This window comes from Neorhizobium descurainiae (assembly GCF_051400715.1).
Classification (GTDB): Bacteria; Pseudomonadota; Alphaproteobacteria; order Rhizobiales; family Rhizobiaceae; genus Neorhizobium.
Genome location: NZ_JBLFFK010000023.1, coordinates 85,249 through 95,931 on the forward strand (window position 1 = coordinate 85,249; position 10,683 = coordinate 95,931).

General features: G+C 61.5%; 12 protein-coding genes and 1 pseudogene. 11 read left to right on the top strand and 2 right to left on the bottom strand.

Annotated features, from left to right (window positions below):
* The first annotated feature begins 164 nt into the window (after window positions 1-164).
* Complete coding sequence (locus ACMGE0_RS28025) at window positions 165-608, top strand: SRPBCC family protein (protein ID WP_436819164.1); 444 nt, start codon at window positions 165-167, stop codon at window positions 606-608.
* Between the two features lie 649 nt (window positions 609-1,257).
* Here ACMGE0_RS28025 and dusA read toward each other — a convergent pair.
* Window positions 1,258-2,304: a tRNA dihydrouridine(20/20a) synthase DusA gene (gene dusA / locus ACMGE0_RS28030; protein WP_436819165.1), complete on the bottom strand. Its 1,047-nt coding sequence runs from the start codon at window positions 2,302-2,304 to the stop codon at window positions 1,258-1,260.
* A 124-nt stretch (window positions 2,305-2,428) separates the two neighbouring features.
* Here dusA and ACMGE0_RS28035 point away from each other — a divergent pair, with 124 nt between their 5' ends.
* The 7 genes and pseudogenes from ACMGE0_RS28035 to ACMGE0_RS28065 all read left to right on the top strand — a co-directional run bounded on the left by ACMGE0_RS28035 (window position 2,429) and on the right by ACMGE0_RS28065 (window position 7,435).
* Window positions 2,429-2,695: a hypothetical protein gene (locus tag ACMGE0_RS28035; RefSeq protein ID WP_436819166.1), complete on the top strand. Its 267-nt coding sequence runs from the start codon at window positions 2,429-2,431 to the stop codon at window positions 2,693-2,695.
* Window positions 2,674-3,191: pseudogene (locus ACMGE0_RS28040) on the top strand (nucleoside/nucleotide kinase family protein). Before ACMGE0_RS28035 ends, ACMGE0_RS28040 begins: the two are co-directional and overlap by 22 nt.
* Before the next feature lie 400 nt (window positions 3,192-3,591).
* Window positions 3,592-3,801, top strand: a complete 210-nt coding sequence (locus tag ACMGE0_RS28045) for a cold-shock protein (protein ID WP_436819167.1) — start codon at window positions 3,592-3,594, stop codon at window positions 3,799-3,801.
* 173 nt (window positions 3,802-3,974) lie between these two features.
* Entirely contained in the window at window positions 3,975-4,355 is a 381-nt protein-coding gene (locus ACMGE0_RS28050) for a DUF6481 family protein (RefSeq protein WP_436819168.1), read from the top strand.
* Between the two features lie 85 nt (window positions 4,356-4,440).
* Window positions 4,441-5,481 (top strand): fatty acid desaturase, encoded by a 1,041-nt coding sequence (locus ACMGE0_RS28055; protein ID WP_436819169.1) that lies wholly within the window; start codon window positions 4,441-4,443, stop codon window positions 5,479-5,481.
* Between the two features lie 120 nt (window positions 5,482-5,601).
* Complete coding sequence (locus tag ACMGE0_RS28060; protein ID WP_436819170.1) at window positions 5,602-5,769, top strand: hypothetical protein; 168 nt, start codon at window positions 5,602-5,604, stop codon at window positions 5,767-5,769.
* Window positions 5,770-6,562: 793 nt separating this feature from the next.
* Window positions 6,563-7,435 carry an SDR family oxidoreductase gene (locus ACMGE0_RS28065; RefSeq protein ID WP_436819171.1) on the top strand — a complete coding sequence of 291 codons (873 nt, stop codon included), beginning with the start codon at window positions 6,563-6,565 and terminating at the stop codon, window positions 7,433-7,435.
* 190 nt (window positions 7,436-7,625) lie between these two features.
* Here ACMGE0_RS28065 and ACMGE0_RS28070 read toward each other — a convergent pair whose 3' ends face one another.
* A complete protein-coding gene (locus ACMGE0_RS28070) occupies window positions 7,626-8,525 on the bottom strand; it encodes a LysR family transcriptional regulator (protein WP_436819172.1) in 900 nt (299 codons plus the stop codon).
* Between the two features lie 306 nt (window positions 8,526-8,831).
* Between ACMGE0_RS28070 and ACMGE0_RS28075 the strand changes: the two genes are divergently transcribed.
* The 3 genes from ACMGE0_RS28075 to ACMGE0_RS28085 form a co-directional block, all read left to right on the top strand.
* Window positions 8,832-9,101 carry a GNAT family N-acetyltransferase gene (locus tag ACMGE0_RS28075; RefSeq protein WP_436819173.1) on the top strand — a complete coding sequence of 90 codons (270 nt, stop codon included), beginning with the start codon at window positions 8,832-8,834 and terminating at the stop codon, window positions 9,099-9,101.
* A gap of 113 nt (window positions 9,102-9,214) precedes the next feature.
* The gene (locus tag ACMGE0_RS28080) at window positions 9,215-9,586 is read left to right on the top strand and encodes a SpoIIAA family protein (protein ID WP_436819174.1); all 372 of its coding nucleotides are present in this window, start codon (window positions 9,215-9,217) and stop codon (window positions 9,584-9,586) included.
* Between the two features lie 183 nt (window positions 9,587-9,769).
* A partial coding sequence (locus tag ACMGE0_RS28085) for a LacI family DNA-binding transcriptional regulator (RefSeq protein ID WP_436819175.1) occupies window positions 9,770-10,683 on the top strand: 914 nt, incomplete at its 3' end.

A 10,683-nucleotide genomic window follows, 5' to 3' on the forward strand; every position in this document is an offset into this window, starting at 1 on the left:
TACAACGGACCGCGTGACAGGCCAATGTCCGGCGCCGAATAAGGTACGATCTCGGTCGGAACCCCGCGGCGTGAGGCCGCGGAAATTTTCATGGACCTTGTCGGATCGGCAATGCCTTGTCCGTCCTTGGGTCGTATGTTCCACCTAGTCAGAGGATCACGATCATGCCCAGCACCATACGCCTGCACCGCGTCCTGGCCACCAGCCCGGAAAAGGTCTATCGCGCGTTCATCGAGGCGGACGCGCTCGCCAAGTGGCTTCCCCCGAACGGCTTCACCTGCACCGTACATCACTTTGAATCGACAGTCGGCGGCAAGTTCAAAATGTCCTTCCGCAACTTTACGACGGGCAACAGCCATTCGTTCGGCGGCGAATATGTCGAGCTCGTTCCGGGCGAGCGCCTGCGCTACACGGACAGGTTCGACGACCCCAACCTGCCTGGCGAGATGGAAGTCACCGTGACGTTGAAGAAGGTTTCGGTCGGGACCGAGATGGATATCATCCAGGCAGGCGTGCCGGACGTCATTCCGGCCGAGGCCTGCTATCTCGGCTGGCAGGAATCGCTGCGAAATCTGGCAAGGCTCATCGAGCCGGAGATCAACGAGTAAGAGCGTTCGGAAGCGGGTCGCGGAGACGGTTCCGCGATCCCTCAAGACACACTCATCCCTTGGCGATCTTGAGATTTTTCAAGTCGGACGGGGCGCTGAAAGCTGCCTCTTAGGTTAGTTTAATAGGTGACACCTCTCAGCGCCCCGTTCGGCGGTTTTTATCCGCGACTCCGGTCCCTCTGCCTTGGTCTTCCCGGACGGTGTTCGTCTGACCCTTCCGGACCACGGGCGAACCGACTTATCGCCAACAGTCCAGTCGGCCGCCGCCGAACTCTCCGATGATCTCGGACGGACTTGAAAAATCCGGCGAAACCATCCGGTCAGCCACTCTGTGTGCCGCACAGGCACGCCCGGCGCGCGCTTTCGGGCATCGGAAGCGAAAAGGCCGGTCCGTAAACCTTCATCGCTTCTCCCGTGTCGCCGGAGGGAGACCATTTTCCGCGGACCCGGACGTTGAGGCTTTGCGTCTTATCCTCACCGTCCGCGCCGGCCCCGCCTCGCCGGAACGCCTTCCGGTGTATCCGCGAGCGGGACGAGAAAAGCATGACGCCGGAAATACCCATGGGGATGAGGAGAACAGAAATTTCGCGCAAGTCCTTGATTGATATCGTTGGACATGTCCATTCCATCCCCGTCCTCCGCTTGAACCTTACCCCGCCAGCCGCTTTGCGCCACCATCGATATCCACCGCAGCAAACGCGGCGGCGATCACCTCCACCCCGGCACCCGGGCGGGTCGCCTCGGCGGAGAGGATCTGGCGGAAGCGGCGGGCGCCGGCAAAACCCTGGAAGAGCCCGACCATGTGGCGGGTGACGTGATGCAGCCTTCCGCCCGACGCGATCACCTCGTCCGCATAGGCCATCATCGTGTCGCGCAGCGCCAGCCAGTCGACGTCGGAGGCGGCAGCCCCTGCAGGACTCGGACCTGTGACCAGCTCGTCCACACCGGCCAGCAGCCCGGCATTCTGATAGGCGGCGCGGCCGAGCATCACCCCGTCCATGACAGCAAGGTGCCCCACCGCCTGCTCCAGGTCGGCGATGCCTCCGTTGATGCCGAGAAACACGTTCGGGTTCTCGCGCTTCATGCGATAGACGAGGTCGTAGTCGAGCGGCGGGATTTCGCGGTTCTCCTTCGGCGAAAGCCCCTGCAGCCAGGCTTTTCGCGCATGGATCCAGATCGCGTCGGCGCCGGCACCGATCATCCGGGCAAGAAAATCCGGCAGCACCTCGGCCGGCTCCTGCTCGTCGACGCCGATGCGGCATTTCACCGTCACCGGCACGGTCGAAACCTTCTTCATCGCAGTCACCAGATCGGCGACGTGGCCCGCGTCGCGCATCAGGCAGGCGCCGAACGTGCCGGACTGCACCCGGTCCGACGGGCAGCCGACATTGAGGTTGATCTCGTCATAGCCGTAATCGGCGGCGATCCGGACCGCTTCGGCAAGCTTGCCCGCATCCGATCCGCCGAGCTGCAGCGCCACCGGATGTTCCGCGGGCGAGTAGGAGAGCAGCCTTTCGCGCGGCCCGTGGATGATCGCGTCCGCCACGATCATCTCGGTATAGAGCAGCGCCCGCGCCGAAAGCTGCCGGTGCAGGAAACGGCAATGCCTATCCGTCCAGTCGATCATCGGCGCAACGGCGAAGACGGGAGCCCTGAAATATCGGCCTTCTTCCTTTTTATCAGTCTCTTGCGGCACTTTCTTCTCCGTCTGGTTTGCGCTCGTTTTATACCAAATCCGGCGGCTTGGCACCGGATTTGGTCCCGTGGAGCAAATATAATGCCCGCGCAGCCATAAGCGCCCCTGGACGCGGCTGCCGACGGTGATGATCTCCTTCGGCTTCCCCTACTATCTCTACGACGCCCCAAGGGTGCCGGCCTATATCAACGCCTACTCGACTCACGAGGCGATGCAGAAGGCTGCCCTGGTCGCCGGGCATTGCGCAAGGTCTGCAGGAAAGGCAATTTCCGCTCATATTTCAGGCGGAAGCGGGCGTTTCTACGTCGGCGACAAGGAAAAGAACACTGTTATTGCATTGTTCGGCAACAGATTTAGGTTAAGCAGGAGATGGGCTGCAAAAACTATCTGATCGACGGTTGCTCCGGAGCCGGCAAGACCTCGGTCGCCGCCGAACTGGACCGGCGCGGGCATCACGCCGTTCACGGTGACCGGGTGCTGGCGTATCAAGGTGATCCGCAGACCGGCGAAAGGCTGGACCTTCTTGTGGTCGCAAGGCACCGCGGAGATCCGGAGTTCATCTCCCGGCATCACATCTGGGACGTTGGCCAGGTCAAAGCCCTGATCGCCGACCGAACCACCCCATCACCTTCTTCTGCGGCGGCTCGCGGAACGTCGACCGCTTCATCGACCTCTTTGACGCAGTCTTCGTGCTCGAGATCGACCTCGAGACGCTGAACCGGCGCCTCGACGGCAGACCGGACGAGTGGGGTTCCGAGCCGGCCGAGCGGGCCTTGATCCTGCGCCAGCACGCGACGCGGGAGGACATTCCGCCGAACGCGACCAGCATCGACGCCACCGGGCCTATCGCCCGCGTCGTCGACGACATCCTTGCCCGCTGCGGGTGACGCCGTGGCCTTTCCCCATCCAGAGTGCGTCGAGACCGCTCTGGCTCTGAAGAAGCCTTCCGCCTGACTGCATATATCGGCCGATGCGGCGCGTAGCAGAACCGAACGTCGATCCCTGAAATTCCGGAAGGCCTGCGGCATGGCCGGTGCTGACCACCAAGGGCTGCCGGATGAATATCCTCCGCCATAATATACCTATGGTAGCAAAATGATCGATTCACAAAACAAGAGGTTGACCAACGAGCCGGCATGATATATTTGAAGACCATCGATGCTTTGTTTGCTGATATTTGTTTTTTGCCGCGCCACGCGCCTCTTGACGAACTTCCCCTCTCAAAAGTCGAAACAACCGCTGTGCGTCGCCCAGTGGTAATTCAATGTTGCTATGAAAGGGTTCGTTATGACCACTGGCACAGTTAAATGGTTCAACGCCACCAAGGGCTTCGGCTTCATTCAGCCTGACGACGGCAGCGCCGACGTCTTCGTTCACATCTCTGCTGTCGAACGTGCCGGCATGCGCTCGATCGTCGAAGGCCAGAAGCTCGGCTTCGAACTGGAACGCGACCAGAAGTCGGGCAAGATGTCCGCAGGCCAGCTCCAGGCCGCTTAAGCTATAGCTTCCCATGACCACGGATGTACTGGCATGGTGGCAAAAGCGTTCAAAGGCCAGGCGGATGTCTGGCCTTTTTCCGTTGCGGTCTTGGGGCTGACGCGAATCCGCAGGGGTAAGCGCGATATCTGCTCTCGAACTACGGCCGCCTGAAATCTGATAAGGAAGACACGTTGAGACACCCGAACGACAACAGCTTCGCCGAGCGCCGCAAGACCGCAGAGAATGCCAAGCGGCAGCTTCTGGCGAAGTTTGCGTCCGCTCCGAAATCGACCGACCCCGTCATCCAGGAGCGACGCGCCGCGCGCGAGGCCGTTGCCGCCGCGAGGGAGACGCGCCGTGCTGCGCGCGACGCCTTGAAGGCGGCGGAGAACGAGCGCATTCTAATGGAAGCGGCAGCTTTGACGGCGGCCGCAGAAGCCGATCAGAAGGCCGAGGCCGAAGCCCGGCAGGCGGAAATCAACGATCGCATTTCCCGCGTCGTGGCCGATGAAGCCGCCCGCAAGGCGGAACGCGATCGCCGCTACGCGGCGCGCAAGGCCCGTCAAGGCTGACGGTTGAAGAATGTCCCCGGAAACGGGGCAAGTGACCCCCGCTTCGGTGGCACTCACGCCGAGGCCGAAAAGCGAATCGAATTCCATGAACGCTAATGCCTATGCAGTTGAGGCACCTCCCGAGGACGCCGCCGGCGTCTGGCTGAAGGTTCTTTCGAAATACCGCCAGCCACGTTTCGGACGCAGCACATTCGAGCTTTTCGTGACGGTCCTCCCTTTCGCCGCATTCTGGGCGGGAGCCTATATCTCCGTCTTCCAGGGTTTTTGGCCGGGGCTGGTCCTGGTGCTCCCGGCCGCCGCCTTCCTGCTACGGCTGTTCATGATCCAGCACGATTGCGGGCACGGCTCGTTTTTCGCCCGCCGGCGTCTCGACAACTGGACAGGACGTATCATCGGGGTGCTGACCTTGACGCCGTATGACTATTGGCGGCGGGCGCACGCGGCCCATCACGCGACGGCCGGCAATCTCGATGAGCGCGGCGTCGGCGACATCACCACGCTGACCGTCGCGGAATATCATTCCCTTCCCTGGTCGGGACGCCTTGCCTACCGGCTTTACCGGCACCCGCTGGTCATGTTCGGCATTGGGCCCGCCTGGCTTTTTCTCTTCAAGCAGCGCCTGCCTTTCGGGATGATGGGCTCCGGGGCACTGCCCTGGGTTTCCACCATGGCCACGAACCTGGCGATCGCAGTGGTCACGGCGCTGATGATCTGGGCCGTCGGGCTCGTGCCCTTTCTGCTGATCCATCTCCCGGTCGTGCTGCTCGCGGGAGCGGCCGGCGTGTGGCTCTTCTATGTTCAGCACCAGTTCGAGGAAACCCATTGGTCGAAGGCCGGGGAATGGCAGTTTCCCGAGGCCGCACTTCACGGTGCCTCCCATTATGATCTGCCGCTGCTGCTCCGATGGATCACCGGCAATATCGGTGTACATCACGTTCATCACCTATCGAGCAGAATTCCCTATTACCGGCTGCCGGAAGTGCTGCGCGATCATCCCGAACTGGCGGGTATCGGCCGCATTACCTTATGGCAGAGTGTTCAATGTGTCCGGCTCGTGCTTTGGGACGAAAAGAGCGGCAAGCTCGTTTCCTTCCGGGATGCCGCGAAGGCGGTGATGCCTGCGTAAACTTACCCGCGGCACCGGGTTGGTCAAAGCTCATCGCGTTCAAGGCATTTCCCAAAGAACGCTTAAGCGCTCCGGCATGTTCGGAGCGCTTCCTCCATCTGCAGCGCAGGAGAAAAACGAATGATCCGTTTCGAAAAGAAGGCAGATCCGCAGCCATTGCCGGAGAAAGTCAAAGACAAACTATTCGACGAAATCCCGGAGGACGTGGTCGACGTAGATAAGAAACCGGCCGCCGGCGGCACGCGTCGCCGTCCTCGGCAAGCGGCCGAAGATGATCGCCTCATCTGAAGGGGCCTCCAGGTGTCGAGCATGCCGCATCTGGCGAACTCCCTTTGAAAATTTGGCCGCAGATCAGTTGCCCCTTCCCCGAACCGGCGCCAGCCCCGACGCGGCACGGTTGGAGGCTTGAACCCCATTCCATCATCCGCCAATTTCGCTCTTCATTATTTCGGATATTTGCCGGCAGAGGGATAGAAACTGGGTAGGACGTCAGGATGCTCTTACGAAGTGTCCTGCCGACACCTCCAGCAATGGTTTCGAATGAACGATGTAGTCCAGGGGCCGCAGAGCGCTCGATAGTTCGCTAGGATCAGCCGAACGCTTTTTGTAACGGCTCTCCGGATCGGAAGCGGCACGGCCGCCAACAGCTTTTGCGCTCGCGCTTCATCGATGCTTTTGTCGGCAGCTGATCGCGCAATGCAAAGCCGTTAGCAAGCGCCAGGCATCTGATCCGTTCTGCTTTGGCGCGACACGCCGCGTCGTCCGAAAGAGCAAGCTTCAGCTTCGCCTCCGGCCGCACGACCTGCCGGCTGACGACGGTTTTAGCAATGCAAGCCGCTCCGATGCTTTCATAAACGAAACGAAACGAAACGAAACGAACCGGACCGCAGCGTGCCACCCAGGCATACTTTCAGTCATAGCTTGTTGGATATTAATGCGTTCTGGGAACTCGTCCGGAGCGACTACCATCTGACCGTAACGTGCCGCCGGCTCTAACGCACCTATGGTGCCGGTTGCACGCCCCGCCGCCGCAGTCACGGGCGCGGCATGAGCGGTCAACGCCAGCAGAGAGGATAAGGATATGTCCGAACGAGGCATCAACAGATACAGCATCGCTTCCGCAGAGAACAACGTATCCCGACGCACGCTCCTGACCGCGGCAGCAATCGTGCCGGCCGTCGCGGCGATCGGAGCGACGGGCGCGGCCGCGCAGACGCCCAGCGGGAACGGAAAAGTGGCTCTGGTCACGGGATCTTCCCGAGGCATCGGCGCGGCAATCGCCATGCGTCTGGCCCAAGACGGCTACAGCGTTACCGTCAACTGCGTGGTCAACCGCGATCTTGCAGCAGGCGTCGTGCGCGACATCGAAGCTGCGGGCGGCAAGGCGATCTGGGAACAGGCCGACGTCAGCGATCCGGCGGCGGTACGTCGGCTCTTCGACGCGAACGACAATGCGTTCGGCGGCCTCGACGTTGTCGTGAGCAATGCCGGCATCATGCGGCTGGCGCCTTTCGCAGCCATGACCGACGAGGATTTCGATCGCATGGTCGCCGTCAACGTGAAGGGCAGCTTCAATGTACTCCGCGAGGCGTCTCGTCGCATACGCGACAACGGACGCATCATTGCGCTCTCATCGAGCATAACGCAGCTCCGCACACCGACCTACGGACCCTACGCGGCGACCAAGGGCGCGCAGGAGCTCTACGCCAGCATATTGGCCAAGGAACTGGCCGGCCGCATGATCTCGGTGAACGCGATGGCTCCGGGCGTCGTCAACACGACCTTGTTCACCGACGGCAAGACCGAGCAGCAGATCGCCGGGTTCGTGGAGCGCACTCCCCACAAGCGACTGGGCGAACCGGAAGATATCGCTCGCGTCGTGTCGGCCCTGTGCAGCGGGGACGGCTGGTGGGTGAGCGGCCAGACTGTGTTTGCCAACGGTGGCATCGTTTGACCGGAAGAGACGGGTGGGGTCGGGCGGCATCGGCCGCCCGGCCCTACCGCCAATCTTCGCTATAGAAAGAGGCATCGGCCACGGCGCATCGCGAAGAGGCGCGGGATCAGCGCCGCCCCCGGGCGGGTGATGATCGTTTGCTGCCCATCGAACTTGTCCCCGATCCATAAAAATGTTTGCCTGATCCGCGCTACCGGATGATCTCGGCCACATAGTCGAGGAATGCGCGCACCTTCGCGGACATCAGCTTCGGCGTATGGTGATAGACATAAAGCGGGAACGTCTCGTCAGCCCAGTCCGGAAGGAGTTGGATCAAGCGTCCGTCGGCTAGGAAGGGGCGGGTATAAATCTCGAGCGGCTGGCCGATTCCTTGGCCCGACAGGCAGGCGGCGAGCAGTCCGCCCGTGTCCGTCACCATCATCTGCCCGGATATCCTGATCGAGATGGTTTCTTCTCCTTTCGTGAAATCCCAATCGTAATGCTTGCCTGTCGCGGGGTCGCGCATAAGGATGCAATCCCGCGATTCAACGTCGCGTGGATGCGACGGCATGCCGTGACGCTCGACATAGCTCGGAGAGGCGCAGGTCAGCACGCGCGTCTCCGCCAACAGGCGGCAGATGAGCGAGGAAGGCTCCGGCGGCCCGAAATGAATGCCCACGTCGAAGCCGTCCGCGACGAGATCACCCATCCTGTCTCGCACATGCATTTCCAAGGTAAGCTCGGGATATCGAGCCAGGAAGGGATGGAGATTTGGGCCGAGGACGTAGTGGCCGAAGCAACCATCGACATTGATGCGAAGACGCCCCCGCACCTCGGCGCCTGATCCTGCGGCTCGTATGGCCGCATCTTCGATACTGGTGAGATGCGGTGCCACCTGCTCGTAAAAGCGGCGCCCTTCGTCGGTCAGAGTGATCGAGCGGGCATTTCGATGAAAGATGCGGATGCCCACGCGCTGTTCGAGCCTCGCCACGGCGCGGCTGACGGCCGATTGGGTCAAGCCGAGGGCTTCGCCAGCGCGCATGAAGCTCCCCGCTTCGATCACCGCTGAAAGAACCCCGATTCCGTTCAGAAGCCGGCTGTCAAATGCCATTGCCGTACTTTCCGTCATCGATTGATCCCATCATATTCATGAGATGCATTCATCGCAATGCGCGATCGGAGCGATGGCCGGCTTGGATGGGAGGAAGATCTGCTCAAAATCCTGTCGCTTAGCAGGATCAGCGCTCGCGAATGCTATTCTGAAGAACGGAACCGTTCCAGAAGGTGCGAGCCCCTTAGTTTCTCCGGTCGTCTTCCGCCTATTCGCTTGAAGATTGAAGACCGCTACCCAGGAACGTTGCAATCGGCTGCCGGTTCACTCCTTGAAAAGATCCTTGTCGGCGCTTGAGGGTAAGTGATGTCTACAGCAGGCAATTTCAAAATCAGCCTCTCCCACCACCGGGAGGCAAAGGCATGGGCCGCCAAAGCGCTCTACCGGTATAATGTGCAGGCGGTTGGAATTGAGGTGGAGGAGGAAGCAAGAAGACGAGGCTGTCAGCGCGCCGTCGTGGAGACCAGCAGCTTTCAGGCGCCGGGCTTTTATATCCGGCTGGGTTATGAAGAATTCGGGCGTGTAGCTTTCGCAGTTGAGGGCCATGCCCGGATCTTTTTGTCAAAGCACTTGTAACGAAGCCTGCATTCGCACCGGCGCCAAACCGGCTGAAATTAGTGTGCAGGAGGAACATCCGTCCGTGGTGCGAGTTGGCCGAGAAGCATAAGTCCGATCAAACGGAGGAGAAAATGATCGAGATTGTTTCCGCTCCGGAGCACGTCGCCGCGTTCCGTGTCACCGGCACGGTCACGGCAGACGATTACGACAAGGTTATTCCGACCATCGAGGAAAAGCTGAGTGGCTACGAAGATATCGCCGTCCTGACGGACCTCACCGGTTTCGAGGACATGACGGCCGACGCGTTGAAGCGCGATTTGCAGTATGGTCTGAGCAAGCTCGGCGAGTTTCACCGGTTCAAGCGTGCCGCTGTGATTTCCGACAAGCAGTGGATCAAGGCAGCGATGGACATGACCGGCACGCTTTTCCCCCAGATCGAAGCGCGCGTGTTCCCGGAAGAGGAGAAAGCGCAGGCGATGGATTGGGTGTCGAACGTTCACTAACGCGCCGACGATGAGGTGCCCCCGCATAGGTTTCCTTTGACGAAGGCTTCGATACGAGGTTGTTGCACCTCTTCCGTCGACCTTTCCCGCATTTCTTTCTTGACAGTTGATGGCGTGATCTTGTTAATACGTATTAGCAGCTAATACGCATTAGCGGTCAAGGGGAGATCGGGAGGACATCGCGTGGCAGGCCCCAGGCGCTTGACGCAGCACGACATCGCCAAACTCGCCGGCGTCAGCCAGGCGACCGTTTCGCTGGTGCTGAACGGCGCCCCGGCGGCGCTCGCCCGCATCCCGCAGGAGACCCGCGAGCGGGTCCAGCGCGTCATCCGCACCACCGGTTACGTGGCCGATCCGATCGCCCGGCGCATGGCCAAGGGTTTGAACCGCATCCTCGGCGTCTTCACCTACGAGCCGGCCTTCCCGAGCGAGCAGGCGGACTTCTTCACGCCCTTCCTGCTCGGCATAGAGGAGGAGGCGCAGGCCCAGAATTACGACCTTTTGCTTCTGACCGGCGCCGGCGTCGGCAAGGACCGGAAGATCTTTGCCGACGGCAACCGGCTGCGCATCGCCGACGGCTGCCTGGTGCTCGGCCGCGAATTCGACCGGGCGGAGCTCGAGCGGCTGGTTATGGGCGACTATCCGTTCGTGGCGATCGGCCGGCGCGAGGATGCCGGCGGACCGGTTCCCTATGTCGGCGGCGATTACACCAGCGGCACGAGGGCGCTGGTCGAAAAGGCGCGCAGGTTCGGGCATCGGAAGCTCGCCTTCGTCGGTCCTTCGGGGCCGGCCGAGTCCATCGTCGACCGCTGGAGCGGCTTTTCCGCGGCACTTCGGGACGGTGCCGGGCTGGTTCTGCATATCGATGCCGTCGGCCGGCCGGCCGGCGAACTCCTCGACGCGCTTTTGACCAGCGGCGCCACGGCGGCTTTCTTCATCGAGCTTGCCGATGCGGTGCGCGTCGAGGCCGCCGCCCGCGGCCGCGGGCTGTCTCTGCCGGGTGACTTTTCCGCTGTGGTTCTCGGCAGCCATATCCGCGCCGAGCGCAGCCATGTGCAGTTCGCCTCCTTCAGCATTCCCCGCGAGGAGATGGGCCG